At 70.6% G+C, this 24,049-nt stretch carries 28 protein-coding genes and 1 tRNA gene; 15 read left to right on the top strand and 14 right to left on the bottom strand.

Features of this window, described 5'->3' with window-relative positions:
* Positions 1 to 75 precede the first annotated feature (75 nt).
* Positions 76 to 642 carry a hypothetical protein gene (locus tag VFV21_RS02315; protein WP_329667889.1) on the top strand — a complete coding sequence of 189 codons (567 nt, stop codon included), beginning with the start codon at positions 76 to 78 and terminating at the stop codon, positions 640 to 642.
* 312 nt (positions 643 to 954) lie between these two features.
* Here the strand turns inward: VFV21_RS02315 and VFV21_RS02310 are convergent.
* Positions 955 to 1,030: transfer RNA gene (locus VFV21_RS02310), tRNA-Phe, on the bottom strand.
* Between the two features lie 195 nt (positions 1,031 to 1,225).
* Between VFV21_RS02310 and VFV21_RS02305 the strand changes: the two genes are divergently transcribed.
* Positions 1,226 to 1,681, top strand: coding sequence for a DUF6491 family protein (locus VFV21_RS02305; protein WP_329667888.1), 456 nt, complete (start codon positions 1,226 to 1,228; stop codon positions 1,679 to 1,681).
* Positions 1,682 to 1,739: 58 nt separating this feature from the next.
* On the opposite strand, the gene VFV21_RS02300 is transcribed toward VFV21_RS02305, so the two are convergent.
* Genes VFV21_RS02300 through ftsY form a run of 4 tightly spaced genes read right to left on the bottom strand, consistent with a single transcriptional unit; the run spans position 1,740 to position 5,323 of the window.
* Positions 1,740 to 2,012: an oxidative damage protection protein gene (locus tag VFV21_RS02300; RefSeq protein WP_034210377.1), complete on the bottom strand. Its 273-nt coding sequence runs from the start codon at positions 2,010 to 2,012 to the stop codon at positions 1,740 to 1,742.
* On the bottom strand, positions 2,009 to 3,058 hold the full coding sequence (gene mutY / locus VFV21_RS02295; protein ID WP_414638455.1) for an A/G-specific adenine glycosylase: 1,050 nt from the start codon (positions 3,056 to 3,058) through the stop codon (positions 2,009 to 2,011). The genes VFV21_RS02300 and mutY overlap by 4 nt, the downstream gene beginning before the upstream one ends.
* Positions 3,039 to 4,250: a hypothetical protein gene (locus VFV21_RS02290; protein WP_329667886.1), complete on the bottom strand. Its 1,212-nt coding sequence runs from the start codon at positions 4,248 to 4,250 to the stop codon at positions 3,039 to 3,041. The genes mutY and VFV21_RS02290 overlap by 20 nt, the downstream gene beginning before the upstream one ends.
* Positions 4,250 to 5,323: a signal recognition particle-docking protein FtsY gene (gene ftsY, locus VFV21_RS02285; RefSeq protein WP_329667885.1), complete on the bottom strand. Its 1,074-nt coding sequence runs from the start codon at positions 5,321 to 5,323 to the stop codon at positions 4,250 to 4,252. The genes VFV21_RS02290 and ftsY overlap by 1 nt, the downstream gene beginning before the upstream one ends.
* Positions 5,324 to 5,379: 56 nt before the next feature.
* Between ftsY and rsmD the strand changes: the two genes are divergently transcribed.
* From rsmD to VFV21_RS02240, 9 genes are all read left to right on the top strand, one after another.
* Positions 5,380 to 6,006, top strand: coding sequence for a 16S rRNA (guanine(966)-N(2))-methyltransferase RsmD (rsmD, locus tag VFV21_RS02280; protein ID WP_329667884.1), 627 nt, complete (start codon positions 5,380 to 5,382; stop codon positions 6,004 to 6,006).
* Positions 6,003 to 6,500, top strand: coding sequence for a pantetheine-phosphate adenylyltransferase (gene coaD, locus VFV21_RS02275; protein WP_329667883.1), 498 nt, complete (start codon positions 6,003 to 6,005; stop codon positions 6,498 to 6,500). Before rsmD ends, coaD begins: the two co-directional genes overlap by 4 nt.
* Positions 6,501 to 6,525: 25 nt before the next feature.
* Positions 6,526 to 7,029 carry a hypothetical protein gene (locus VFV21_RS02270; protein ID WP_329667882.1) on the top strand — a complete coding sequence of 168 codons (504 nt, stop codon included), beginning with the start codon at positions 6,526 to 6,528 and terminating at the stop codon, positions 7,027 to 7,029.
* Positions 7,030 to 7,075: 46 nt separating this feature from the next.
* On the top strand, positions 7,076 to 7,333 hold the full coding sequence (locus VFV21_RS02265) for a YfhL family 4Fe-4S dicluster ferredoxin (protein ID WP_329667881.1): 258 nt from the start codon (positions 7,076 to 7,078) through the stop codon (positions 7,331 to 7,333).
* A gap of 35 nt (positions 7,334 to 7,368) precedes the next feature.
* Positions 7,369 to 9,027: a gamma-glutamyltransferase gene (ggt, locus tag VFV21_RS02260; RefSeq protein ID WP_414638458.1), complete on the top strand. Its 1,659-nt coding sequence runs from the start codon at positions 7,369 to 7,371 to the stop codon at positions 9,025 to 9,027.
* A 10-nt stretch (positions 9,028 to 9,037) separates the two neighbouring features.
* Complete coding sequence (locus VFV21_RS02255) at positions 9,038 to 9,928, top strand: MBL fold metallo-hydrolase (protein WP_329667879.1); 891 nt, start codon at positions 9,038 to 9,040, stop codon at positions 9,926 to 9,928.
* A 9-nt stretch (positions 9,929 to 9,937) separates the two neighbouring features.
* The gene (locus tag VFV21_RS02250; protein ID WP_329667878.1) at positions 9,938 to 10,351 is read left to right on the top strand and encodes a DUF4920 domain-containing protein; all 414 of its coding nucleotides are present in this window, start codon (positions 9,938 to 9,940) and stop codon (positions 10,349 to 10,351) included.
* A gap of 71 nt (positions 10,352 to 10,422) precedes the next feature.
* A complete protein-coding gene (locus tag VFV21_RS02245; RefSeq protein WP_329667877.1) occupies positions 10,423 to 11,823 on the top strand; it encodes an alkaline phosphatase PhoX in 1,401 nt (466 codons plus the stop codon).
* Between the two features lie 67 nt (positions 11,824 to 11,890).
* Positions 11,891 to 12,280 (top strand): MAPEG family protein, encoded by a 390-nt coding sequence (locus VFV21_RS02240; protein WP_329667876.1) that lies wholly within the window; start codon positions 11,891 to 11,893, stop codon positions 12,278 to 12,280.
* A gap of 473 nt (positions 12,281 to 12,753) precedes the next feature.
* On the opposite strand, the gene VFV21_RS02235 is transcribed toward VFV21_RS02240, so the two are convergent.
* The 4 genes from VFV21_RS02235 to VFV21_RS02220 are packed head-to-tail and all read right to left on the bottom strand — an operon-like array spanning position 12,754 to position 16,407.
* Positions 12,754 to 13,074, bottom strand: a complete 321-nt coding sequence (locus VFV21_RS02235; RefSeq protein ID WP_329667875.1) for a hypothetical protein — start codon at positions 13,072 to 13,074, stop codon at positions 12,754 to 12,756.
* A complete protein-coding gene (rlmM, locus tag VFV21_RS02230) occupies positions 13,064 to 14,110 on the bottom strand; it encodes a 23S rRNA (cytidine(2498)-2'-O)-methyltransferase RlmM (protein WP_414638454.1) in 1,047 nt (348 codons plus the stop codon). Before rlmM ends, VFV21_RS02235 begins: the two co-directional genes overlap by 11 nt.
* Complete coding sequence (locus VFV21_RS02225; protein ID WP_329667873.1) at positions 14,100 to 14,657, bottom strand: nucleoside deaminase; 558 nt, start codon at positions 14,655 to 14,657, stop codon at positions 14,100 to 14,102. Before VFV21_RS02225 ends, rlmM begins: the two co-directional genes overlap by 11 nt.
* 1 nt (position 14,658) lies before the next feature.
* Complete coding sequence (locus VFV21_RS02220) at positions 14,659 to 16,407, bottom strand: glutamine--tRNA ligase/YqeY domain fusion protein (protein WP_329667872.1); 1,749 nt, start codon at positions 16,405 to 16,407, stop codon at positions 14,659 to 14,661.
* Positions 16,408 to 16,545: 138 nt separating this feature from the next.
* On the opposite strand from VFV21_RS02220, the gene VFV21_RS02215 reads away from it, so the two are divergent.
* Genes VFV21_RS02215 through VFV21_RS02205 form a run of 3 tightly spaced genes read left to right on the top strand, consistent with a single transcriptional unit; the run spans position 16,546 to position 19,908 of the window.
* The gene (locus VFV21_RS02215) at positions 16,546 to 18,726 is read left to right on the top strand and encodes a diguanylate cyclase (RefSeq protein ID WP_329667871.1); all 2,181 of its coding nucleotides are present in this window, start codon (positions 16,546 to 16,548) and stop codon (positions 18,724 to 18,726) included.
* Between the two features lie 8 nt (positions 18,727 to 18,734).
* Positions 18,735 to 19,385: a glutathione S-transferase family protein gene (locus tag VFV21_RS02210; RefSeq protein WP_329667870.1), complete on the top strand. Its 651-nt coding sequence runs from the start codon at positions 18,735 to 18,737 to the stop codon at positions 19,383 to 19,385.
* Positions 19,386 to 19,389: 4 nt separating this feature from the next.
* Positions 19,390 to 19,908: an adenine phosphoribosyltransferase gene (locus VFV21_RS02205; protein WP_052575042.1), complete on the top strand. Its 519-nt coding sequence runs from the start codon at positions 19,390 to 19,392 to the stop codon at positions 19,906 to 19,908.
* Between the two features lies 1 nt (position 19,909).
* Here the strand turns inward: VFV21_RS02205 and VFV21_RS02200 are convergent, their stop codons facing one another.
* The 5 genes from VFV21_RS02200 to oxyR form a co-directional block, all read right to left on the bottom strand.
* Positions 19,910 to 20,548, bottom strand: a complete 639-nt coding sequence (locus tag VFV21_RS02200) for a hypothetical protein (RefSeq protein ID WP_052575043.1) — start codon at positions 20,546 to 20,548, stop codon at positions 19,910 to 19,912.
* Positions 20,548 to 21,129 carry a DUF3501 family protein gene (locus VFV21_RS02195; RefSeq protein ID WP_329667869.1) on the bottom strand — a complete coding sequence of 194 codons (582 nt, stop codon included), beginning with the start codon at positions 21,127 to 21,129 and terminating at the stop codon, positions 20,548 to 20,550. Before VFV21_RS02195 ends, VFV21_RS02200 begins: the two co-directional genes overlap by 1 nt.
* A 7-nt stretch (positions 21,130 to 21,136) precedes the next feature.
* Complete coding sequence (locus VFV21_RS02190; RefSeq protein WP_034210400.1) at positions 21,137 to 21,568, bottom strand: rubrerythrin family protein; 432 nt, start codon at positions 21,566 to 21,568, stop codon at positions 21,137 to 21,139.
* A gap of 85 nt (positions 21,569 to 21,653) precedes the next feature.
* A complete protein-coding gene (rnk, locus tag VFV21_RS02185; protein ID WP_034210449.1) occupies positions 21,654 to 22,052 on the bottom strand; it encodes a nucleoside diphosphate kinase regulator in 399 nt (132 codons plus the stop codon).
* Positions 22,053 to 22,146: 94 nt separating this feature from the next.
* Positions 22,147 to 23,097: a DNA-binding transcriptional regulator OxyR gene (gene oxyR / locus VFV21_RS02180; RefSeq protein ID WP_052575044.1), complete on the bottom strand. Its 951-nt coding sequence runs from the start codon at positions 23,095 to 23,097 to the stop codon at positions 22,147 to 22,149.
* 181 nt (positions 23,098 to 23,278) lie between these two features.
* Between oxyR and ahpC the strand changes: the two genes are divergently transcribed.
* Complete coding sequence (gene ahpC, locus VFV21_RS02175) at positions 23,279 to 23,842, top strand: alkyl hydroperoxide reductase subunit C (protein ID WP_329667868.1); 564 nt, start codon at positions 23,279 to 23,281, stop codon at positions 23,840 to 23,842.
* Positions 23,843 to 24,049: the final 207 nt, after the last annotated feature.

Here is a 24,049-nt window from a genome sequence, read left to right as displayed (position 1 = left end):
GCACGCAAGTCGTTTTTCCGTGGAAAAATAGGCAAATGAAGATGGGGTTGAGGTAATTCGCGCAGGAGCTCGAAGATGAAGTACAAACTCGCAATCGGATTTCTCGTCTCGTTGTCCTCCATTTCGGACCTCGGATCCCCGCTCCAGAGCGAGCGTGGCAAATCGCTGACCGAAGTTGGCGCGGCAGCAGTTGAGTCGCGGCACGGCCCGACCCGTCCGAGATCTATCGACGGGTCACAGTCACTGATCGTCTTAAGCGGTACCTATGGAATCTGCGTAGGCGGAAGGTTCGTCAGCGAGCGGTGGAGAACCTATACCTATAACGATCATTCGTATGCAGAGACTGTGTTCCATGATGCCAAGGGAAGGCACGAGATATTCATCAATATGGGCTCGCTCGAGACATCCCATCTCGAACTCCACAAGAGCAGACAGCGCTTTTTAGGGGCCGACGTTTTCTATGGCGTAGAGGACGGCCGCAGGTTCCTGCTAACCAGAACATCCCTGCCCGCAAAGCCTTCGGAAATCATGATCGAGTTTGATGAGGACGGCGATGAGGTCTCTCGGCAGGCCCGTGATTTGATCGCGGAAATCAGACTGTGTGAGATTCGGGTTGTCGCAATTGATTCACCGGGCGGCTAACAATTGCGCTGATTGCGATTTCTTTGGCTTCAGCGATGGAGCAGGGCGCGGTGGGACTCGTCTTCACAGATCGCGTTAGGCGGAAATAGGGGTGGCTGCGCTGGTCCATCCCTCGAGCTCAGGGCGGGGCAGTCCGGCAGGCTCGGCGTGCTGATCCCACGCTGGTCGGTCGGGTGTCCGCGTCAGGCGGCAACGGGGACCCCGGCCGGTACGCAAATTTTGTGCTACCCCGGTGCTGCCCCCGTCCCGCTTGGCTACCCCAACGAAAACGCCCCGCAAGGCTGAGAGCCAAGCAGGGCGCGGTTTTCGATATGGTGGCCGAGGACGGAATTGAACCGCCGACACGGGGATTTTCAATCCCCTGCTCTACCAACTGAGCTACTCGGCCAGGATTTGGGCTGGCATGCGCACCGGGCGGGCCCGGGCGAGCGGCGAATCATAGCGGAAGCCGGCTGGCCGGGGCAAGCCGGTTCAGGGCCCTAAATTGCCGATGAACGCCTGTCCGGGGGCGGGGATGCATTGGCCGCGGCCGGGGTTAGGGTAGGGCCATGGCCCGCCTGGGGGCCTGACAAGGAGCTGCGCAATGTCCGTCCGTCCCGTGCTTGCCGCCATGACCGCCGCCCTCGTGATCGCCTTCGCTTCCCCGGCCATGGCCCGGGAGACGAAGGAAGAGCGCGAGGCCCGCTACGCCGAAAACCTCGAACTGGCCCGCGCCCACGCCGGCGAGCCGGTCGAGCAGGTCCGCTTCCTGACCGAGCCCTACAAGTTCGACGTGCTGGGCAACCACCACCTGCTGGTCTGGCAGAACCAGCGTACCGCCTGGCTGGTCGACCTCAAGCAGGATGCCGGCTGCCGCCGCATGGCCAATTCGCTGTCGATCAGCATCGACATGGTGAACGAGTTCCGGACCATGGACACGAGCCACGGCTACATCGTTGGCGGCAACGGCGAGCGCTGCAAGATCGAAGGCCTGCGCAAGGTTGACGTCGTCGCGATGCGCGCCGCCCGCGAGACCGCCCGCAACGACAGCGCCAGCTGATCCCGACGAGGTAAAGCCAGTCCCCGGTGCCCGCGCCATGTGCGCGGGCCTCGTGTTTTCAGGCCTCGGGCGGCACGTAGCCGGCCGGCTTCTCGGCGCCGCCGCCGAACAGGAACTTTTCCATCTCGCCCTCCAGGAAAGCCCGGTGCTTGGGATCCATGGGCGAGAGGCGGTTCTCGTTGATCAGCATGGTCTGGTGCGCCAGCCACTGCTGCCAGGCCTCGCGGCCGATGTGTTCGAACACGCGCTTGCCCAGCGCGCCGGGCCAGGGCACGAAGGCCAGGCCCTCGCTGTCGCGCTGTAGTTTTTCGCAGAAGACGGTGCGGCTCATGGCGTCAGGCTTCCCAGTAGTTTCTTGACGGGGGCGGGCAGGCCGACCTCGTGCAGGCGGTCGAGGGGCTGCCAGCGCAGGCCGGCTTCCTCGCCGAGGGTGGCGGGCTCGGCCACCCGCCAGCCCATCGGCTCGATGTGCAGGCGGTAGTGGCTGAAGGTGTGCTCGATCAGCGGCAGCGGTTCGGCCGCGTCGAGGTCGAGCGCGTGGGGGCGCAGGAATTCGCGCGCCTCGTCGTGGCTGCCGGCCTCGGGCAGCGACCACATCCCCGACCACACGCCGCTGTCGGGCCGGCGCGCCAGCAGCACTTGGCCGCGCGCGTCGCGCAGCAGCAGCATCAGCGTGCGGCGCTCGGGCAGCGGCTTGCCGGGCTTGGCTTCGGGCAGCTGCTCGACGCGGCCCTCGCGCCGCGCCACGCAGTCGTCCTGCAGCGGGCAGAGCACGCAGGCGGGGTCGTGGCGCGTGCACAGCGTGGCGCCGAAATCCATGATCGCCTGCGTGTAGTCGGCCAGGCGCGCATCGGGCAGGTGCCGTTCGGCCAGCGCCCACAGCTGCTTTTCCACCGGGCTGCTGCCGGGCCAGCCGCCGATGCCGTGGTAGCGCGCCAGCGTGCGTTTCACGTTGCCGTCGAGGATGGGATGGCGATCACCGTGCGCCTGCGCCAGGATCGCGCCGGCGGTGCTGCGGCCGATGCCGGGCAGGGCGGCCATCGCTTCGAAATCGCGCGGCAGGTCGCCGCCGTGTTGCTCGACGCAAATACGCGCGGCCTTGTGCAGGTTGCGGGCGCGGGCGTAGTAGCCCAGGCCCGCCCACAGCGCCAGCACGCGGTCGGTGTCGGCGGCGGCGAGGTCGGCCAGGGTGGGCAACTGGTCCAGGAACTTCAGGTAGTACGGGATCACCGTCTGCACCTGGGTCTGCTGCAGCATGATTTCCGAAAGCCACACGCGGTAGGGCGTGCGCGGGTGCTGCCAAGGCAGGTCGTGGCGGCCGTCGCGGTCGAACCACTGCAGCAGGCGCGCGGCGAACTCACTCATCCGCGGCCTCATCTGTGGGAGGGACTTCAGTCCCGATCGCCGCGGGCATCGGGACTGAAGTCCCTCCCACAGGCGTGTCTTCCAGGGTGATGCGCACGCCTTCGAGGGTTGCGCCACCGACGTCCAGGCGCGGCGTCTGCAGCTCGCCCGACAGCGGCGGCAGCGGATTGGCGGCGTCGGCGTCGAGCCAGGCCAGCAGTTCGGGAACGACCAGCGTGCTTGCCAGCGTCGTTTCGTCGCGGCGCAGCCGCAGCGCCAGCGGTGCGCTGGCGTCGGGCGGGCCGTCGTAACGCAGCGAGAAACCGAAGGCAGCCGTGGACGCGGCCAGCGGCTCGGGCAGGGCCGGCCAGCCGGCGGGCCAGCGCGGCAGTTCGCCTTCGAGCTGCAGCGACAGCTTGTCGCCGTAGTCCACGCGGCCTGCGCCGTCGAGGTCGGGCAGCGGCGATTCCGAACGCCACTGCAGTTCGTCGAAGGCCAACGACAGCGGCGTACGGGTGGCGTCGAGTTCCCCGGCCAGCGCCAAGGTCCAGGGTACGTCGGTGCCGCCGCTGCGCAGTCGTCCGTTCGCATCCAGCGCGAGGCGGGTCGCCAGGCCGGCGCGGTCCGCGCCGAGGCGACCCGCGAAAACAATCTCGGTGGCGTCCTGCACGAAGCGGCCCGACAGTTCGGCGCTGGCGGGCGAGCCCGGCACCAGCTCGGGCAATTCCAGTGCGAACGATTCGATCGCCCAGTCCGCACCCAGGATGCGTCCATCGCGCATCAGCATCCCGTCCGTGAACGTGGGCAGTTCGAATGGCCCGGCGGACGGCGGCCGCGAGGCCTGCCACGACGCCAGCGCGGCCAGGTCGACCTCGGGGCGCTGCAGCTCGACGCGCGTGATCACCAGCACCTCGCCGCCCGTCAGCGTGTCCCAGGGCAGCGACACCTCGGCGCGCTCGGCGCGCAGTATCCAGGGCGCCGCGGCCCCGGGCTGGCGGACCTTGAGGCCCGGCAGCACCAGCCTTGGCTCGGGTCGCAGCGCGTACTCGGGCGTGCCTTCGATGGTGAACTCGAGCCCCAGCGCCTCGCCGGCGCGCGCCAGCACGGTGGCGGTCAGGCGGTTGGGTTCCAGCTGCCGGTTGACCCAAAACGCGCCCAGCAAGGCCAGGACGACGAAGGCCGCCAGGATCCAGGGCCAGCGGCGCTTGCGCGGCGCGTCCGCCATCAGTCCCCGAGCGTGCCGGGCAGCAGCGCGTCCACGAAGCCCTCGGGATCGAACACGCGCAGGTCCTCGGGCTTCTCACCCAGGCCGATGAAGCGGATCGGGATGCCGAATTCACGCGCCAGCGCGAACAGCACGCCGCCCTTGGCGGTGCCGTCGAGCTTGGTGACGACCAGGCCGGTCACGTTCACCGCGGCGTGGAACTGGCGCAGCTGGTTGAGCGCGTTCTGGCCGGTGGTGCCGTCGATCACCAGCAGCACTTCGTGCGGCGCGCGCGGGTCCACCTTGCCCAGCACGCGGCGGATCTTGCCGAGCTCGGCCATCAGGCCGTGCTGGGTGTGCAGGCGGCCGGCGGTGTCGGCGATCAGCACGTCCATGCCGCGCGCCTTCGCCGCCTGCAGGCCATCGAAGGCGACCGAGGCCGGGTCGGCGTCCTGGCCCTGGGCGATCACGGCGACGTTGTTGCGCTCGCCCCAGATCTTGAGCTGCTCGACCGCGGCGGCGCGAAAGGTGTCGCCCGCGGCCAGCATCAGCGTGTGGCCGTCGAGCTGGAAGCGGCGCGCCAGCTTGCCGATGGTGGTGGTCTTGCCGACGCCGTTCACGCCGACGGTGAGGATGACGAAGGGCTTGGCCGCGGCGTCGATCTCCAGCGGCTTGGCCACGGGTTTGAGCATGGCCAGCAGGTCGTTGCGCAGCGCGGTCAGCAGCGCCCGAGCGTCGGCGAAGTCGCGCGCCTTCATCCGCTTGCGCATGCGCTCGACGATTTCGCGGGTGGCGGTGACGCCGACGTCGGCGGTGATCAGCGCGGTCTCGATCTCGTCGAGCAGGTCTTCATCGAGCCTGGGGTTGCGCGAGAACAGCCCGCCCAGGCTGCGCGCGAACAGCGTGCCGCCCAGGGTGCCGCGCATCGCCTCGCGGCCCTCGGCGCGCTCGGCCTCGAGCCGGGCCTGCTTTTCCTCCTGATGCACCGTGAAGGCGCGGGCCAGGTCCTCGGGGCTGAAACCGGCGCGTGCGGGGGCCTCGGCAGGCTTGGCCGGCTGCGGTTTCTCGGGCTTCTTCTTCAGGAAATCGAACATCGCGCTGCTTTCGCGGACAATGCGCGGATGTTACCACCCGGCCCCCGGACTCCCCGATGAACCCGCGCCCGCCCGGCTCCGTCCGCATCATCGCCGGCCACCTGCGCGGCTCGAAGCTCGCCGTGCCCGATCGCCCGGGCCTGCGCCCGAGCAGCGACCGCGTCCGCGAGACCCTGTTCAACTGGCTGCAGGCCGCCACGCCCGGTGCCCGGGTGCTGGACCTGTTCGCGGGCACCGGGGCCCTGGGCTTCGAGGCCGCCTCGCGCGGGGCCGCGGGCGTGCTGATGGTCGAGCGCGACCCGGCCCTGGCCGAGGCCCTGCGCGCCAACGCCGCCCGGCTGAAGGTCGCCTCGGCCCGGGTCGAGGTCGCCGATGCCCTGGCCTGGCTCCATCGCACGCCCGGCGAGGCCTTCGACCTGGTCTTCGTGGACCCGCCCTTCGACGCCGGCCTGTGGGACCTGGCGCTGGCCCGGCTGGGGCCGTGGCTGGCGCCCGGGGCCTGGATCTACGTCGAAAGCCCGGTGAAAACCTCGCCTTCGGTGCCCGCTGGCTGGCGCCTGCACCGGGAGGGCCACACCCGCGAGGTTCGCTTCGCGCTGTTCCAGGCCGGGAACGGCCGGGCCCAAGCGTCCGCTGCTACACTTGCCGGCGACTCCACTCCGCAGGGCGAAACCCCGGAATGACCCTGGCCCGAAACCGTGTCGCGCTCTACCCCGGCACATTCGACCCGATCACCAACGGCCACATCGACCTGGTCGCCCGGGCCTCGTCGCTGTTCGACCGGGTCATCGTTGGCGTCGCCGAAAGCCCCGGCAAGGGCCCGGCCCTGCCGCTGGCCGAGCGCGTCGACCTGGCGCGCCTGGCGCTGTCGGAGTTCGGCAACGTCGAGGTCGCCGGCTTCAACTCGCTGCTGGCCCATTTCGTGCACGAAGTCGGCGCCGGCGTGCTGCTGCGCGGACTGCGCGCGGTCTCGGACTTCGAATACGAATTCCAGCTCGCCAGCATGAACCGCCACCTGATCCCCGACGTCGAGACCCTGTTCCTGACGCCGGCCGAGCAACACAGCTTCATTTCCTCCAGCCTGGTGCGTGAAGTCGCGCGCCTGGGCGGCGACGTGTCCGGGTTCGTCCACCCGGCCGTGGCCAAGGCCCTGTCGGCCCGTTGGAAGCGTCCCTGAGACCCATTACAAAAGAGGCATCACCATGAACCGCATCCTTGCTCCGCTTGCCCTGCTGCTCTCGCTCACCCTGCTCGCCGGTTGCCAGAAGGAAGAAGAGGCCGCGCCGGCCCCGGCCGCGCTGGTCGCGCCCGCCGACGGCGACGACATGGCCTGGAAGGAATACCTGGGCAAGGTAGTGGGCCAGAACCAGGCCGGCGTCACCGACCGCATCTTCCCGTACTACCTGCCCAACAACAGCGACACGCTGACCGAAGGCGACCAGGACGGCCGCACCCAGTACGCGCGCCAGCTCGAGAACGTCAGCGCGGTCGTGGCGCGCACCGTGCTGCCGGGCAACATGCTCGCCTTCGGTTCGCCGGACAGCACCAAGATGGCCGACCTGATCGTGGCCGCCTTCACCGGCGCCGAGCCGACCGCCCTCAAGGGCTCGATCGTGCTCTTCATCGGCACCCCGGCCGACAGCGAGCGCGTGAAGCCGGTGGTCGAGGCCTCGGGCGCGACCTACGTCTTCGTCGAAGCCAAGTGAGACACGGCGCGCGTCCCGGCCCCGGCCGGGACGCGCGTGGAAGCCAATGTCCCTGCTGATCAACCAGCTCTGCATCAACTGCGACGTCTGCGCGCCGGCCTGCCCGAACGATGCCATCAGCCAGGGTGAAACGATCTACGTGATCGACCCGCGCCGCTGCACCGAGTGCGTCGGCCACCATGACGAGCCCCAGTGCGTCGTCGTCTGCCCGGTCGAGTGCATCGACCCCGACCCGGCCCATCCCGAATCCCGCGAGCAGCTGCTCGCCAAATTGCTGAACCTGCAGCAGGAGTCCGCCGCGTGACCCGAGCCTTCCTCCTTGGCCTGCTTTTCCTGCCGATGCTGGCGCTGGCCGACGCGCCCGCCGCCAAGCCGCGCCAGGCCGCCATCGCCAGCGCCAACGCCTACGCCACCGATGCCGGCATGGAAGTGCTGGCCAAGGGCGGTAACGCTTTCGATGCCGCGGTGGCGGTGAGCGCCACCCTGGGCCTGGTCGAGCCGGAGAGTTCGGGCCTGGGCGGCGGCGGCTTCATGCTGCTGCACGTGGCCAAGGACCAGCGCGATGTGTTCGTGGATGCGCGCGAGCGCGCGCCGTTCGCCGCCACCCGCGACATGTTCCTGGACGCCGAGGGCAACGCGAACCGCCGCCTGTCGGTGGACGGCGCCCTGGCCGCCGGCATCCCCGGCCTGCCCGCGGGCCTGGAGCACCTGGCGAAGCGCTACGGCAAGCTGCCGCTGTCGGAATCGCTGGCGCCCGCCATCCGCCTCGCGCGCGAGGGCTGGAAGTTCGGCCCGAAGAACGCCGCGATGATGGGCTACCGGCGCGACGCGCTCGCGGCCAATGCCGGTGCGGCCAGGCTTTTCCTGCGCGACGGCCAGGTGCCGGCGCAGGGCACGCTGATGCGCAACGAGGACTACGCGCGCACGCTCGAAGCGATCGCCCGCGATGGTGCCGACGGCTTCTACCGCGGGGCCAACGGCCGCCGCCTGGTGGCCGGGGTGCGCAAGGCCGGCGGTATCTGGACCGCGCGCGACCTGGAGGAATACCGCGTGGTCGAGCGCGAGCCGATCCGCATCCGCCACCGCGGCGTCGAGATCGTCACCGCGCCGCCGCCGTCCTCGGGCGGCGTGGCGCTGGCCACCATCTTCAACATCCTCGACGGCTACGACTACCCGGCGATGGGCAAGGTCGCGCGCACCCACCTGGTGGTGGAGGCGATGCGCCGCGCCTACCGCGACCGCGCGATCTACCTCGGCGACCCGGACTTCGTGCAGGTGCCGGTGCCGCTGCTGGTCGGCAAGGACTACGCCGCGGGCCTGCGCGCCGGCATCAACACCGAGCGCGCCACGCCCAGCGACATGCTGCCGGGCGTCACCATGCCGCCCTCGCGCCCCGACACCACGCATTTCTCGGTGGTCGACGCCGAGGGCAACCTCGCCGCCGTCACCCAGACCGTGAACCTGCCCTACGGCAACGCCGTGGTGGTGCCGGGCACCGGCTTCCTTCTCAACAACGAGATGGACGATTTCTCGGTCAAGCCGGGCGTGCCCAATGCCTTTGGTCTCGTGGGCGAGGACGCCAACGCGATCGCGCCGGGCAAGCGCCCGCTGTCGTCGATGACGCCGACCTTCCTGCTCGGCCAGGACCGCGTCGCGGTGCTGGGCACGCCGGGCGGCAGCCGCATCGTCACGATGGTGCTGCTGGGCCTGTTCGAACTGATGGAAGGCGAGGGCGCGCAGGCCACGGCCGATGCGCCGCGCTTCCACCACCAGTACCTGCCCGACCAGCTGTCGGCCGAGCCCGAGGCCTTCACCGCCGCCGAGATCGAAGCGCTGAAGGCGCGTGGCCACGACGTGCAGGTCGGCGACCGCAGCTGGGGCAACATGCAGGTGGTGCTGTGGCGCCGCGACACCGGCGAAGTCGAGGCCGGCACCGACCCGCGCTGGAAAGGCGTGGGCAAGGGCACCTCGTCCGACGAGTCCGCCATCTACCGCTAGGAGTGACGCCATGAAACTTTGGTCGATCATGGGTAATTCGCAGCGCCTCGACGGCGGCGCGATGTTCGGCAATGCGCCGCGGGCGATGTGGGCCAAGTGGGTGCAGCCGGACGAGCAGAACCGCATCCCGCTCGCCTGCCGTGCGCTGCTGGCCAGCCCGCTCAACGGCAAGACCGTGCTGTTCGAGACCGGCATCGGCGCCTTCTTCGAGCCGAAGATGCGCGAGCGCTACGGCGTGGTCGAGCCGCAGCATGTGCTGCTCGAATCGCTGGCCAAGGCGGGGTTCTCGCACGAGGACATCGACGTGGTGGTGCTCAGCCACCTGCACTTCGACCACGCCGGCGGCCTGCTGGCGCCGTGGAAGGAGGGCGAGGCGCCGTCGCTGCTGTTCCCGAACGCCACCTTCGTGGTCGGCGCCGAGCACTGGCAGCGCGCGGTGGACCCGCATTCGCGCGACCGCGCCAGCTTCATCCCCGAACTCGCGCCGCTGCTGGAAGCCAGCGGCCGGCTCGAACTCGTGGACGGCCCGCACTGCCGCGCGCTGGGCGACAGCGTGCGTTTCCACCTGAGCCAGGGCCACACGCCCGGCCTGCTGCTGGCCGAGATCGTCGGCGCGCCCGACGCGACGGGGCAGCCGCACGGCGGCCTGGTGTTCTGCGCCGACCTGATCCCGGGTCGGCACTGGGTGCACGTGCCGATCACGATGGGCTACGACCGCTTCCCCGAGATGGTGATCGACGAGAAGCGCGCCTTCCTCGAGGACAAGCTCGCCCGCAACGTGCACCTGTACTTCACCCACGACCACGAATGCGCGCTGGCGCAGGTGACGCGGGACGAGAAGGGCCGTTTCGGCACCACCCACGAAGTCGCCGAACTTTCGGCGCGATCCCTGGCCGCCTGAGGAAACCCCATGAAGACGATGCTGAGCCTGATGCTGCTGTGCGCCGCGCCTGTCGCGCTGGCCGCGAACTACGGCGAGCCGATGCCCGCCGGCGAGCCGGTGGCGATCTCGGCCGCCGCCGCCGATCCGTCGGCGCATGCCGCTTCGCCCGCCAAGTTCAGCGGCCGCATCACCCAGGTCTGCCAGAAGAAGGGCTGCTGGGTGGTGCTCGAGGATGAGGGCAGCAGTGCCCGCGTGATGGCCAAGGACCATGGCTTCGAAGTGCCCAAGGACGCCAGCGGCCGCGCGGTGGCCTACGGCCAGCTGCAGATGGAGCCGATCAGCGAGGAGCATGCCCGTCACCTGGTCGAGGACGACGGCGCCGCGGCGCCGGCCGAGCGCGAGCTGCGCATCGTCGCCACCGCGATCGAGATCCTCGACTGAGCCAGGCCTTGTCACATCGCTGATACCTGGCGCTGGTGCAATGGCGGCCTGATTCCACGGGCCGCCTATGCATGGATTCGATCAAAGAAGATCTGCTGTCGTCGCGCCGCCGCCTGCTCAAGGCCGGCGGCCTGGGCCTGGGCGCCGTCGCGCTGGGCCTGAGCCCGATCGGCCAACTGCTGGCGCAGGCCGGTGCGCCGGGCGCTGTCCACGCCGGCTACGGGCCGCTGCGGCCGGTGCGCGACCTCAACACCGGGCTGCCGCTGCTGCAGCTGCCGGCCGGCTTCAGCTACACCACGTTCGGCTGGGCCAACGAGCCGATGTCCGATGGCGAGCGCACGCCGGATTCCCACGACGGCATGGGCGTGGTGCGCGCCGAGGGCAGCGTGGTGACGCTGGTGCGCAACCATGAGGTCAAGGCCGCCTGGGGCAGCTTCGCGCCGGCCGCGGCGACCTACGACCCGCGCTGCAGCGGCGGCACCGCCACCCTCCGTTTCGACACGGCCAGCGGCAAGCTGCTCGGGTCGCGGCCGTCGCTCGGCGGCACCATCAACAACTGCGGCGGCGGCACCACGCCCTGGGGCACCTGGCTGAGCTGCGAGGAGTACGTCAGCGCGGCCGGACCGGTGACGCTGTCCAGCGCCGACCATGTGCTCGCGCGCGACCACGGCTTCGTGTTCGAAGTGCCGGCGGATGGCGTCTCGCGCGCTGAGCCGCTGCTGGCGATGGGGCAGTTCAAGCACGAGGCGGTGTCGGTGGATCCGGCCACGGGCATCTTCTACCTCACCGAGGACACCGATCCCGAGGCCGGCTTCTACCGGATGATCCCGAAGGTGCCCGGCCAGCCGGTGCGCGGCGGCCGCCTGCAGATGCTGCGCGCGGTCGGCGCGGCGGACCTGCGCAGCGGGCGCCGCGTGGGCGAACGGCTGCGCGTGCAGTGGGTGGACATCCCGGACCCGCTGGCCGGCGCGGATGCCGACGGCGAGGGCCTGGGCGTGCTGCGCCAGGGCCTCGCGGCCGGCGGTTCGCGCTTCACGCGGCTCGAAGGCGTGATCGTCGGCGACGGCCGCGTGTACTTCACCGCCACCAATGGCGGCGACGCCGCCTGCGGCCAGGTCTGGGCCTACCACCCGGGCGCCGAGGTGCTGGAGCTGGCCTACGAATCGCCGGATCCGCTCGAGCTCGACTACCCCGACAACGTGGTGCTGAGCCCCCGCGGCGGCCTGGTGATCTGCGAGGACTCGGACCAGCCGGTGCAGCGCCTCTACGGCCTGACCCGCGAAGGCGGCCTGTTCGAGTTCTGCCGCAACCACGTGCGGCTGGAGGGCCAGATGGGCTTCGCCGGCGATTTCCGCGACGCCGAATGGGCCGGCGCCTGCTTCTCGCCGGACGGCCGCTGGCTGTTCGCGAACGTGTACGCGCCGGGCTTCACCGTGGCCATCACCGGTCCCTGGCGCAACGGCCTGATCTGAGCGCGGCATTGCGGCCGCCGCCCCGCGCGGCGGATCATGGCGGCAATTCCAACGGGATGGCCTCGCGATGATCACCTTGCTGTATGCCGCGCTTTGCACCTTGCTGGTCCTGTTCCTCGCCGGGCGGGTGATGGCCTACCGGGTCAAGCACAAGGTCGGCCTGGGCGACGGCGGCCACGGCGAACTCAACCGCCGGGTGCGCGCGCACGCCAATGCCGTCGAGTACCTGCCGCTGGCGCTGATCCTGCTCGGCGGCATGGAGCTCAACGGCTACTCCGACACGATGATCCATGCGTTCGGCGCAACGCTGCTGGTCTCGCGCCTGCTGCACGCCTGGGGCCTTAGCCGCAGCGCCGGCACCAGTCCGGGCCGCCTGCTCGGCACGCTGCTGACGCTGCTGCTGATGATCGCCATGGCCCTCTTCGCCATCGTCGGCTTCGTCACCCAACTCCCCTAACCCCGCCGTGCGCCTTGCGCACGAACCGCATTACACCGGGGCTTCGTCGCAGCGCCGCCGCCCACACACAGGGGTCTCCCGCCCGACTCGGAAGCGTCATCCTGACCACCGATGTCGGCCGTTCCGGCCTCCTGCCTCCACTTCGGGAGACCCCTGTGTGTGTGCGACGTCGCCCCGGAAGCCCGTCGCACACCGCATCGAGGTCAAAAGCGAAGCCGACTCAACGGCGTTTGATCGGGCTTTTGACTTTGCCTCTTCTTGCCGCCTTGCTCTCGAACCGGTGTGCGACGGACCGTCGGAGCGCCGCCCTGCGACGATAGGGTTCGACGAAGTGGAGGCAGGAGGCCGGAACGGCCGCCCTTCAATGGGCAGGACGCCGTGTTGAAGGGCGGGCGGCGAACCCTATCGTTGCTGGGCGGAGCTGCCGAGACGTTCCGGCGTGCGGCGGTTCGTGCGCAAGTCGCACGTGCACTTCAGCGGCGGGGTGGGGCTAGGAGTTCGGCGGGGGTGAGGTGGCCGTCGCCGTTGGCGTCCTGGCGGTGGAACTGCGCGGTGAAGCGCTCGTGGTGCTCGGCGAGCGTGATCGTGGGCGCGTTCGGGATGTGCTGTTCGCCCGGCTCGAGGACGTCGTTGAGGTTCTTGTCCATTTGCCGGAACGCGAAGCTCATGCGCTCCAGGAATTCCGGCAGCGACACCCGGCCGTCGGCGTCGGTGTCCACCTGCGAGAAATAGCCGTCCGTCGCCGCGGCGGGCGCGGCGAGCAGCAGCGCGAGCAGGGCCAGGCTAGCCCGCATACACCGTGATCTCTTCGCGGTCGTGGTAGAGCTGCTTCGCCCGCAGCGTGAGCGGCCGGCCGGCGTGGTCGACGAAGTGCTGCAGGCAGTCGCGGGTCTCGTCCCAGCGCTTCTTCATCGGCAGCTTGAGGTTGAAGATCGCGTGCTTGCACCAGCCCTCGCGGAACCAGGTGGCCATGCGGTCGGCGACCTTGCGCGGTGACTCGACCATGTCGCAGACCATCCAGTCCAGCGGCTTGGGCGGCTGCCAGCGGAAGCCGTCGGCGCGGATGTGATCGATCACGGGCATGTCCAGCGCACTCTGCGCCATCGGGCCGTTGTCGACCGAGAACACGCGCACGTGCTGGCGCGCCAGCACCCAGCTCCAGCCGCCGGGCGCGGCGCCGAGGTCGGCGGCGAACATGCCGGGCTTGATGAATTCGGCGCGCTCCTTGTCGGTCAGCAGCATCATCAGCGCCTCCTCGAGCTTGAGCGCCGAGCGGCTGGGCGCGTCGGCGTGCGCGCGCAGGCGCGGCACGCCCAGCGGCCAGGGCGAGGCGTCCTTCGGGTCGGCGCTGCCGAGCAGGGCGTGGTCGCCGGCCAGCATCAGCACGTGCAGGCGCGGCAGGCGGGCGTCTTCCTTCTCGGTGATCAGGCCGCGCTGGCGCAGGGCCGGGCGCAGCGCGTTGCCGAAGGAGCGGGCGAGGCCGGCGAGCTGCTTGCCTTCGTCGGAATCGGGATGCTCCACCCAGACGTCGCCGTGGCGGCCACGGCCGCCGAGCGCGTCCATGATCGGCGCGATGCGGTCCTTCGGGTCCATGCCGGGCAGGTCGGCCAGCAGCCGCAGCTTCTGGCGCGCGAAGATCAGCGTGGACCACGGCAGGGCCTTGGCCAGCCCGGCGCCGTCCTCGACGCCGAGGAACTGCACGTAGCCGGAATTGCGCTCGGTGCGGGCATAGCCCGGGAAGCCGGCGATCGCGGCGCGTTCGCCCAGCTCGGCGGCGAGCTCGGGCTCGAAGCCGGGGCGGCAGTAGGCCAGCAGGCCATCAGTAGACAAGACCACTTTCTCCATAGTCGCGCAGCACGTCGCGCGCGTGGTCGCGCATCAGGTCGGTCTGCACGGTGATGCCGCGCTTGACCAGTTCGCCCTTCCAGTCGGCGGGCAGCGGGCCTTCGTCGAAGCCCGCCAGGGTTTGCACGTCGTCGGCGCGCGCGGCGATCAGCAGCTCGTCGATGCCGGCCCAGATCAGCGCGCCGTAGCACATGCTGCAGGGCTGGGCCGAGGTGGCGAGCGTGATGCGGCCGCCGCCCTGGTTCAGGCGGAAGCTCTGCATGCGCTGCTGGCTGGTGGTCAGCGCCATCACCTCGGCGTGCGCGGCCGAGCAGTTGTGCGGCACCACGCGGTTCACGCCGACGCCGATCAGGCGGCCTTCCTCGTTGAACACCGCGGCGCCGAACGGGCCGCCGCTGCGGTGGTCGACGTTGCGGCGCGAGAGCTGGATCGCGAGCGCGATGCGGCTGTCGGCGTCGGGGTAGCGGCGCTGGGTGTCCACTTCCTCGTGGATCCAGGCCGGCAGGGTGAGGTGCAGCTGCGCGTACAGCACGTCAGCCGCCGCCCTTCGCGGCCCAGGTGTCGCGCAGGGTGACCGTGCGGTTGAACACCGGCGCGGCCGGCGCGTGGTCGCGGCGGTCGGCGGTGAAGAAGCCCAGGCGCTCGAACTGCACCGGCGCCTCGGGCGCCAGCGTCGCCGCCGACGGCTCGAGCCAGCCGCGCACGACGCGCACCGAATCGGGGTTGAGGTAATCGCGGTAGGTCTTGCCGGCCTCGTCCTTGTCCGGGTCGGGCACGCTGAACAGGCGGTCGTAGAGGCGCACTTCGGCGGCGACGGCGGTGGCGGCGGCGACCCAGTGGATGGTGCCCTTGACCTTGCGGTTGGCGCCTTCCATGCCGGCGCGCGATTCGGGGTCGAGCGTGCAGCGCAGTTCGACGATCGTGTCGCCGTCCTTCACCACTTCGTCGCAGCGGACGATGCCGACGCCGCGCAGGCGCACTTCGCCGCCGGGCACCAGGCGGTGGAAGCCCTTGGGCGGCACCTCCATGAAGTCCTCGCGCTCGATCCAGACCTCGCGCGAGAACGGCACCGCGCGCTCGCCGAAGGCCGGGTCCTTGGGATGGTTGGCGAACACCAGCGACTCGGCGTGGCCTTCCGGCAGGTTGGTGACCACCAGCTTCACCGGGTCGATCACCGCCATGCGTCGCGGCGCCGCGGCGTCCATGACCTCGCGGATGCAGCCCTCGAGCACCGAGAAGTCGATCAGCGAGTTCTGCTTGCTGATGCCCACGCGGTCGGCCAGCAGGCGCAGCGCCGCCGGCGGGCAGCCGCGGCGGCGCAGGCCCTGCAGGGTCGGCAGGCGCGGGTCGTCCCAGCCGTTCACCAGGCCCTCGTCCACCAGCGCGAGCAGCTTGCGCTTGCTCATCACGGTGTAGTTGATGTTCAGGCGCGAGAACTCGATCTGGCGCGGCTTGGCGGCCGGCACGGCGAAGCCCGCGTCCACCAGCGGCTGGTACAGGTGCGGGTTGCGCACCAGGTCGACGTGGTCGACGCACCAGTCGTACAGCGGGCGGTGGTCCTCGAATTCCAGCGTGCACAGCGAGTGCGTGATGCCCTCCAGCGCGTCGCTCAGGCAGTGCGCGTAGTCGTACATCGGGTAGATCGGCCAGGCGTTGCCGGTGTTCTGGTGCTCGACGTGCTTGATGCGGTAGATCGCCGGGTCGCGCAGGTTGATGTTGCCGCTGGCCATGTCGATCTTGGCGCGCAGGGTGCGGGCGCCGTCGGGGAATTCGCCGGCGCGCATGCGCGTGAACAGGTCGAGGTTCTCGGCGACGCTGCGCTCGCGGAACGGCGAGTTTCGGCCCGGCTCGGTCAGCGTGCCGCGGTACTCGCGCACCTGCTCGGCGTTGAGGTCGCAGACATAGGCCTTGCCGTCCTCGATCAGCTTGATCGCGCTGCGGTAGAACACTTCGAAGTAGTCGGACGCATGGCGCAGCTCGGCCCACTCGAAGCCGAGCCAGCGCACGTCTTCCTTGATGGCCTCGACGTACTCGGGGTCTTCCTTGGCCGGGTTGGTGTCGTCGAAGCGCAGGTTCACCGGCCCGCCGAACTCGCGGCCGATGCCGAAGTTCAGGCAGATCGACTTGGCGTGGCCGATGTGCAGGTAGCCGTTGGGCTCGGGCGGGAAGCGGGTGCGGACCGCGGCGTGCTTACCCGAGGCCAGGTCCTCGCGGATGATCTGGCGGATGAAGTCGTTCTTCTCCGGCGCGGTGGCGTCGGTGGGGGCGGGCGTGGCGGTCATGCGTCCGGGGATGGCTGGCTGGGGTCGCCCAGTTTACCGGCTCGGGCGCCCCGGCGTTCCCGGGCTGAACGCAGGGGCCGGTGCGAGTATAGAATCGGGCGGGCCGGGGGGCGCCAAGACCACATGGGGAGTTCGAGCTTGCGTTACTTGCCGGCGTTCCTGATCGCGAGCCTCCTGGCCCTGTGGCTGTCGGCAGCGCCCGCGCGGGCCGCCGCCCCGGCGCCGGCGCTCGACCTGGCGGTGATGGAAACGCCGGTGGGCACCACGCTCGACGACATCCTCACGGGGCGCGCCCAGCCCGGCTTCACGCCGGTGCTGACGCCCGGCTTCTCGTTCCAGGCCCGCCCCGACCGCGACCTCTGGGTGCGCATCCGCACCGAACTGCCCGAAGCGGGCGGCACCGACTGGCGGCTCGCCATCGTCCGCGCCCCGCTGGACCGGATCCAGCTGAAGCTGCTGCCCGACGCCCGCGTGGTGGCGGAGGAGAGCTTCTTCCACGCGGCCGGGGACGACAATCCGTGGCCGGCGAACTTCCTGCTGCCGCTGCCGGCCGAACTGGCGGGCAAGAGCGAGTTCTACCTGCAGCTGCAGGGCAAGGTGAACGGCGGGCTGCACCTGCGGCTGCAGGACGCCGCCACCGCCCGCGCGTCGGAAGCGCAGGCGCGCCGGTTCTTCCGCTTCACCTACGGCGTCCTGCTGCTGGTGGCGGTGCTGTCGCTGGTGCGCCACGTCGAGGACAACCGGTCCGGGGCGCCGGCGGTCGGCGGCGCCGCGCTGGGCATCTGGCTGGCCTGCCTCGGCATCAACGGCCACCTGTACTCGCTGCCGGAGCTGTCGCTGCTGGCCGATCGCGGCGCGACGGTGCCGCAGGCCCTGCTGCTGCTCTGCGCCGGGCCGATGGTGCTGGCCACGCGCTACTACAGCGGCCTGGGCAAGGCCGCGCCCGGCCTGGTGCCCTGGGCCCGCGGGCTGGGCTGGGGCCTGGTGCTGCTCGCGCTCTGGGGCATGCTGGGCGGGGTGCTGACGCCGCTGGCCACGCAGTGGCTGGCCTGGGTCGGCAACGGCGTGGCGCTGACGGCCTGCCTGGTGATGCTGCTGATGGATTCGCGCAGCTACCGCTGGGCGCCGCTGCTCACGCTGCTCGGCGCGGCGGTGGCGGTGCTGCTGCGGGTGCTGGCCGATGCCCAGGTGCTGGCGCCGACGCTGTTCAACCTCTATGGCTGGCAGCCGATGCTGGCCGCCACCGTGGCGCTGTACCTGGCCCTGCCGTGGATCCGCGCCCGGCTGCAGCGCTGGGCCATCCGCAAGCGGGCCGAGGCGCCCGAGCCGACCGCCGCCGAGAAGATCCAGCTGGCCCGCGAGCGCCTGGTCGAAAGCCTGCAGGCGGGCCTGAAATCGGCGGCCGACGGCGACCTCAAGTGGATCGCGTTCCGGCGCCTGCTCGATGGCCTCAAGCCCGTGCTCAGCCAGACCTCGGCGGCGGTGGTGGCGATGCATTTCCACGGCGAGGACCTCATGCAGGTGGAGCCGCCCTCGGCCGAAGGCCGCTACCGCGAACTGCTCGCCCAGCGCACGACCCTGCTCAAGAACCTCAGCCGCCTGCGCGCCCCGCAGCAGCTGGGCATCGATTTCGACGGGCCGGTGGGTCCGCTCGGCCAGGTGCAGCTGGCGGTGATCCCGCTGCCGATCCCGAAGCCGGGCTGGGGTGCGCTGCTGATCGAGCGCCAGGCCGACGTGACCTACAGCGACGCCGAGCTGGCGCTGTGCGCCGAGTTCGCCGCGGTCGCGATCATGGCCGGCGAAGAGGCCGCCGGCGCGGTGAAGGCGCAGAAGTCGGCCGAAACCGATCCGGCCACCGGCGTGCTGCGGGTCGAGGCCCTGCGCCAGCGGCTGGACAAGCACATGGAGACCGCGCGCCTCAAGCAGACCTCGCTCAGCCTGCTCTGCATCCAGCTCGACCAGGCGGCCGCGCTGCGCGAGGGCAGCGGCGAGGTCGGCGCCACCGCCGGCCTGCGCCCGGTGGCCGAGCTGCTGTTGGAGGAAATCGAGTATGGCGACGTGATCGGCCGCTCGGGTCCCGATGGTTTCCTGGTGCTGGCGCCCGGCCGCAAGCTGCTGCAGGCGCGCGATTACGCCGAGCGCCTGCGTGCCGCCATCAGCCGGCTCCGCATCGACCCGCGCATCGCGCCCAGCCTCAGCGTCAGCGTCGGCGTCGCCCAGGCCGGTCCCGACGAACGCGACCCCGCCGGCATCCTCGAGCGCGCCGCCCGCGCCGCCCAGATCGCCAACAAGAACGGCGGCAACCAGATCTTCAACTGAGGCGCCCGATGTCCACCACGCTCGTGATCGGCAACAAGAACTACTCGTCCTGGTCGCTGCGGCCCTGGCTGCTGCTGCGGCACGCCGGCGTGTCCTTCGACGAGGTGCGGCTGCCGCTCGATACGCCGGAGTTCCGCGATCAGGTCGGGCGATGGTCGCCCAGCCGGCGGGTGCCGGTGCTGCATGACGGCGAGCTGGCGGTGTGGGATTCGCTGGCGATCTGCGAATACGCCAACGAGCGCTGGCTGGCCGGCGAAGGCTGGCCGGCGGATCCCGCGGCCCGCGCGGTCGCGCGCAGCGCTGCGGCCGAGATGCACTCGGGCTTCGGCGCGCTGCGCGCCCAGCTGCCCATGAACCTGCGGCGGCAGCCGCGCGGCAAGCACTGGGATGCCGACGCCGACCGCGACATCGCCCGCGTGCAGGGCCTGTGGCGCGAGCTGCGCAGCCGCTTCGGCGCGGGCGGGCCGTTCCTGTGCGGGCGCTTCAGCATCGTCGATGCGATGTTCGCGCCGGTCTGCGTGCGGTTCCGCGGCTACGGCGTCGAGTGCGACGACACCGCGCTCGCCTTCATGGATGCCATCTTCGCGCTGCCGGCGATGCGGGAATGGGAAGCCGCCGGCCTGGCGGAGACCGAGCGCGTCGGCGCGGACGAGGCCTGAGCCGGTGGCGCCGTTCGCGTCGCTGGTGCGCGAGATCGTCGACTTCCCCAAGCCGGGCATCCGGTTCAAGGACATCAGTCCGCTGCTGGCCGACGGGCCCGGTTTCGCGGCCGCCATCAGCGCGATGGCCGAGCCGTGGCGCGATGCGCGGCTGCAGGCGGTGGTCGGCATCGAGGCGCGGGGCTTCATCCTCGGTGCGCCCTTGGCCCGCGAGCTCGGCGTCGGCTTCGTGCCGGTGCGCAAGCCGGGCAAGCTGCCGGGCGCGGTGATCGAGGAAAGCTACGCGCTCGAGTACGGCACCGACCGCCTGCAGGTCCACCGCGACGCCTTGCCCGCCGGCGCGCGCGTGCTGCTGGTGGACGACGTGCTGGCCACGGGCGGCACGCTGGCGGCCGCGGCACGGCTGGTGTCCCGGCTGGGGCTGGAGCTGGTGGGTGGCGCGGTGCTGATGGAGCTGGCCGTGCTCGACGGTCGCCGCCACTGGACCTCGAGCGCGCCGCTGCTGGCCACGCTGCGCTACTGAGTCAGTACGACGCCAGCGCGCACACGTACACCACTTCGCAGCCGCCGTTGCCGCTGTCCTCGCGGCTGAGCGAGCTGCGCCAGGTCCAGCCATCGGCGCCGCGCACTTCCACCAGCCAGCCTCGCAGGCGCACGGTCTGGCCTGGCCGCACCCGCGACAGCGCTTCGGCGACGCTCGCATCGGCGGGGATCATGTGCATGTTGGCGCTGCTGGCGATGATCTCGTCCAGCGGCAGCGGCGGGCCGTCGCTGCCCCAGCGGTAGAAATACCAGCGGCCCGACTGCCAGATGTCCAGCGGTTCGTAGAACTCCTCGCGCGCCATGCGGCCCCAGCCCAGCGCGAGGTCGGTGGGCGAGAGCGCCGCGTTGCGATCGAAGCGGTAGTCCTCGCGCGCCAGCACCCTGGCCTCGATCGCGAAGCCGGCGAGTGGCGAGACCTCGTGCCCGGCGAGCCGGAACGGCGGCATCGCCGGCGAGGCGGGCGTCTGCAGGGGCGCGCGGAGATCCACCTGGCCTTCCGGCGGCACGCAGCGCACCGCGGCACCCTCGCGCATCGCCCGCGGCGCGTCGTCGTCGCGTGCGCCGGCCCACAGCAGCGCCGCCAGCGCCGCCGCGATCAGGATCCAGAGCCAGCGCGGCATCAGTCGAAATCCTCGGCCAGCGCTTCGCGCGTGATCGCGTCGAGCGTGGTTTCCACGGGCAGGCGGTCGTCGGCGATGCCGAAGGCGAGGGCGTCGCCGGCACGGATCGCGGCGATCGCGGCCGGCGCGAATTCGAAGCGCAGGAAATGAACGGCCGAGGTCTTGCCGCCCTCGCTGCGCGGCAGGTCTTCGTCGGCGATCGCGAACACCGGCGTCCGCGCGCCGACCCGCGCATAGACACGGTGCTCGACGCCGCCCAGCGCGCCCAGCGCCTGCCGGCGCGCAGCCGCATCGGCAAAGGCGAACATCAGCGTGGCCTTGAGGTTGGCGCCGTCGGGCACCAGCGGGTTGTAGGCGGCCAGCTCGTCGTCGATGGCACCGGCGTCGGCCAGGCGTTCGACCCGCAGCATTTCCTGCACCTGGAACTGCACCGTCAGCCGGTCCTCGAACAGCAAAGTGGCGTAATCGCCCAGCGCGACCCGGCGCCGCTGCTTGTGCGCGGCCAGGCGCGCGCGCAGTGCCGGGCGCACCGCCGCGTACGCCTCGGGCGAGAGCAGGCCGGCGCGGGTCAGCTTCTGCATCGGGGGTTCAGGGCGTGGCCTGTGCCGCCAGCTCGTCGAGCGCCTTCTGGAAGCGGTTGGCGTGCGAGCGCTCGGCCTTGGCCAGGGTCTCGAACCAGTCGGCGATCTCGTCGAAGCCTTCCTCGCGCGCGGTGCGGGCCATGCCGGGGTACATGTCGGCGTATTCGTGGGTCTCGCCGGCGATCGCCGAGCGCAGGTTGTCGAGCGTGCCGCCGAAGGGCAGGCCGGTGGCGGGGTCGCTGCAGGACTCGAGGTATTCGAGGTGGCCGTGCGCGTGGCCGGTCTCGCCCTCGGCGGTGGAGCGGAACACCGAGGCGATGTCGGTGTGGCCCTCGACGTCGGCCTTCTGCGCGAAGTAGAGGTAGCGGCGGTTGGCCTCGGCCTCGCGGGTGAAGGCCAGCTTGAGGTTTTCCTCGGTGCGGGTGCCCTTGGGGCTCATCGTGTCACCTGTTCGCGGGGCCGGGGCGGGGCCCGGAGGCCCCGACTATTGCCGCGCCCGGCCGGCGATGCAAGACACCCTTGGTTCACGCCGCGGCGACCACCGAGGTCACGCGCAGGCGCAGCGCCCGGCCGCCCGGCGCCTGCCAGTCGATGGCCTGGCCGACCGACAGCCCCAGCAGCGCACTGCCCACCGGGGCCAGCACCGACACGCGGCCGGTGGCCACGTCCGCGTCCTGCGGGAAAACCAGCGTGAACTGGTGCGTTTCGCCGCTCACCTCGTCGACGCAGGTGACGGTGGCGTTCATGGTCACCACGTCGCCCGGCACCTGTTCGGCCGGCAGCACGCGCGCGCGTTCGAGCTCGGCGCCGAGCGACTGCGCCGCGGGCAGGCCGCGCAGCGCCGGCGACTCCAGCATCTGCTCGAGGCGGGCGAGGTCGACGTTGCCCAGGGTGATCGGGGGCAGGGTGGTCTGCGATGGCATGGCGTCCTCCAAAAAGTAAACGGGCGGCGCGCCTGGCGCACCGCCCGGGTGTGTACGAATTGTTCGGATACCGTAGCCCGCGCGGCCGTGGGGTTCAAGCCCCGGCGCGGCGCTTGCCGCGCGCGGCGGCGCTGGTCTGCTTCGGCGGATCGAGCAGGCCGGGCGGCAGGTCGCGCAGCACTTCGGCCAACTGGTGCAGGAAGCCGCCCATCGCCGAACTCTTGCGCCAGGCCAGGGCGAGCTTGCGCGATGGCGGCGGGTTGCCGAACTCGAGCAACCGGATGTTCTCGGACGGCGACACCGGCGGCTTCACCGCGAGCATCGGCAGCAGCGTCACGCCGACGCCGGCCGCGACCATCTGGCGCAGGGTCTCCAGGCTGGTGGCGCGGAAGCCCTCCTTTTCGCCGGCGCCGGCCAGGCTGCACACGGCCAGTGCCTGGTCGCGCAGGCAGTGGCCTTCCTCGAGCAGCAGCAGGTGCTGGTCGCTGAGTTCGGCCAGGCGCAGGTCGCGGTGCCCGGCGAGCGGGTGGCCCTCGGGCACGGCGAGCATGAAGGGTTCCTCGAACAGGAAGGCCGTCTCCAGCCAGTCCTCGTGCAGCGGCAGCGCCAGCACGGCGGCGTCGAGCTTGCCGTCGCGCAGCAGGTGCAGCACGGCCTCGGTTTTTTCTTCCACCAGCAGCAGTTCGAGGCGCGGGAAACGGGCGCGTATGCGCGGCACCACGTGCGGCAGCAGGTAGGGGCCGAGCGTGGGGAAGAAGCCGATGCGCACGCTGCCCGCTTCGGGGTCGCTGGTGCGGCGCGCGGTCTCGCGCATCTGCTCGACCTCGGCCAGCACGCGGCGGGCGCGGGCGGCGATGTCGTGGCCGGCCGGCGTCAGCATCACGTGCCGCGGCGCGCGCTCGACCAGCGAGACGCCGAGCTCGTCCTCGAGCTTCTTGATCTGCGTGGACAGGGTGGGCTGGCTCACGTGGCAAGCGTCGGCGGCGCGCCCGAAATGCCGCAGTTCCGCCAGGGCCACCAGGTATCGCAGGTCGCGCAGGTTCATCGGGATTGCCGCCGCCTATGGATGCGGAGCCAGTAATGCGCCTTGGAAATGGGTTTGTCGAGCCATAAATATACAAAAACTATCAAAATGATTGAATCAATCTAATTTTCACATTGATAGGTTTTGTCTAATATTCACGCAAGTTTCGATTTACCTCCCCCTCCAACCCAAGGAACCCCCCATGTCCCTGATCAATACCGAAGTGAAGCCGTTCAAGGCCAAGGCCTTCCACAACGGCAAGTTCGTCGAAGTGACCGAGGCCAGCCTGAAGGGCAAGTGGTCCGTGCTGATCTTCATGCCGGCCGCCTTCACCTTCAACTGCCCGACCGAGGTCGAGGACGCGGCGGAGAACTACGCCGAGTTCCAGGCCAACGGCGCCGAGGTCTACATCGTCACCACCGACACCCACTTCTCGCACAAGGTCTGGCACCAGATCTCGCCGGCGGTGGGCAAGGCGAAGTTCCCGCTCGTCGGCGACCCGACCCACTCGCTGACGCGCGCGTTCGACGTGCACATCGAGGAAGAGGGCCTCGCCCTGCGCGGCACGTTCATCGTGAATCCCGAAGGCGTGATCAAGGCCTACGAGATCCACGACAACGCCATCGCGCGCGACATGAAGGAAGCGCTGCGCAAGCTCAAGGCCGCCAAGTACGTGGCCGAGCACCCGGGCGAGGTGTGCCCGGCGAAGTGGCAGGAAGGCGCGCACACGATCAAGCCCTCGCTCGACCTCGTCGGCAAGATCTGACGCAACCCGGGCCGGGTTCCGGGCGCCCCCGGAACTCCGGCTGCTTGCACCAGCGGCCCGGGCTTTCCGGCCGACTCCCTGACCCCGTCGGTACTCCCCGGTCCGGGCCGCTCCTGCAAGCAGCTGGCGCTCACTCGCTGAAACGCCGGTACATCCGCGCCACCGCTGCGGCGGGGCTGCCATCCATTCTCCAGTGGAGACCTCCCA

It is taken from the genome of Arenimonas sp. (genome assembly GCF_036275555.1).
In the GTDB taxonomy this organism is placed as follows: Bacteria; Pseudomonadota; Gammaproteobacteria; order Xanthomonadales; family Xanthomonadaceae; genus Arenimonas.
Note: the sequence above shows the minus strand (reverse complement) of the source record. Positions and strands in the feature narration are given on the sequence as shown.

Coding starts and splice junctions, on each gene's coding strand:
- ggt (WP_414638458.1), top strand. CDS start 7,369: ATGCTGGCGCTGGCCGACGCGCCCGCCGCCAAGCCGCGCCAGGCCGCC.
- VFV21_RS02250 (WP_329667878.1), top strand. CDS start 9,938: ATGAAGACGATGCTGAGCCTGATGCTGCTGTGCGCCGCGCCTGTCGCG.
- VFV21_RS02220 (WP_329667872.1), bottom strand. CDS start 16,407: ATGACCGCCACGCCCGCCCCCACCGACGCCACCGCGCCGGAGAAGAAC.
- coaD (WP_329667883.1), top strand. CDS start 6,003: ATGACCCTGGCCCGAAACCGTGTCGCGCTCTACCCCGGCACATTCGAC.
- VFV21_RS02245 (WP_329667877.1), top strand. CDS start 10,423: ATGGATTCGATCAAAGAAGATCTGCTGTCGTCGCGCCGCCGCCTGCTC.
- VFV21_RS02265 (WP_329667881.1), top strand. CDS start 7,076: ATGTCCCTGCTGATCAACCAGCTCTGCATCAACTGCGACGTCTGCGCG.
- VFV21_RS02255 (WP_329667879.1), top strand. CDS start 9,038: ATGAAACTTTGGTCGATCATGGGTAATTCGCAGCGCCTCGACGGCGGC.
- ahpC (WP_329667868.1), top strand. CDS start 23,279: ATGTCCCTGATCAATACCGAAGTGAAGCCGTTCAAGGCCAAGGCCTTC.
- oxyR (WP_052575044.1), bottom strand. CDS start 23,097: ATGAACCTGCGCGACCTGCGATACCTGGTGGCCCTGGCGGAACTGCGG.
- VFV21_RS02200 (WP_052575043.1), bottom strand. CDS start 20,548: ATGCCGCGCTGGCTCTGGATCCTGATCGCGGCGGCGCTGGCGGCGCTG.
- VFV21_RS02240 (WP_329667876.1), top strand. CDS start 11,891: ATGATCACCTTGCTGTATGCCGCGCTTTGCACCTTGCTGGTCCTGTTC.
- VFV21_RS02305 (WP_329667888.1), top strand. CDS start 1,226: ATGTCCGTCCGTCCCGTGCTTGCCGCCATGACCGCCGCCCTCGTGATC.
- rnk (WP_034210449.1), bottom strand. CDS start 22,052: ATGCCATCGCAGACCACCCTGCCCCCGATCACCCTGGGCAACGTCGAC.
- VFV21_RS02290 (WP_329667886.1), bottom strand. CDS start 4,250: ATGGCGGACGCGCCGCGCAAGCGCCGCTGGCCCTGGATCCTGGCGGCC.
- VFV21_RS02210 (WP_329667870.1), top strand. CDS start 18,735: ATGTCCACCACGCTCGTGATCGGCAACAAGAACTACTCGTCCTGGTCG.
- VFV21_RS02235 (WP_329667875.1), bottom strand. CDS start 13,074: ATGCGGGCTAGCCTGGCCCTGCTCGCGCTGCTGCTCGCCGCGCCCGCC.
- rsmD (WP_329667884.1), top strand. CDS start 5,380: ATGAACCCGCGCCCGCCCGGCTCCGTCCGCATCATCGCCGGCCACCTG.
- VFV21_RS02190 (WP_034210400.1), bottom strand. CDS start 21,568: ATGAGCCCCAAGGGCACCCGCACCGAGGAAAACCTCAAGCTGGCCTTC.
- VFV21_RS02195 (WP_329667869.1), bottom strand. CDS start 21,129: ATGCAGAAGCTGACCCGCGCCGGCCTGCTCTCGCCCGAGGCGTACGCG.
- VFV21_RS02270 (WP_329667882.1), top strand. CDS start 6,526: ATGAACCGCATCCTTGCTCCGCTTGCCCTGCTGCTCTCGCTCACCCTG.
- VFV21_RS02300 (WP_034210377.1), bottom strand. CDS start 2,012: ATGAGCCGCACCGTCTTCTGCGAAAAACTACAGCGCGACAGCGAGGGC.
- ftsY (WP_329667885.1), bottom strand. CDS start 5,323: ATGTTCGATTTCCTGAAGAAGAAGCCCGAGAAACCGCAGCCGGCCAAG.
- mutY (WP_414638455.1), bottom strand. CDS start 3,058: ATGAGGCCGCGGATGAGTGAGTTCGCCGCGCGCCTGCTGCAGTGGTTC.
- VFV21_RS02315 (WP_329667889.1), top strand. CDS start 76: ATGAAGTACAAACTCGCAATCGGATTTCTCGTCTCGTTGTCCTCCATT.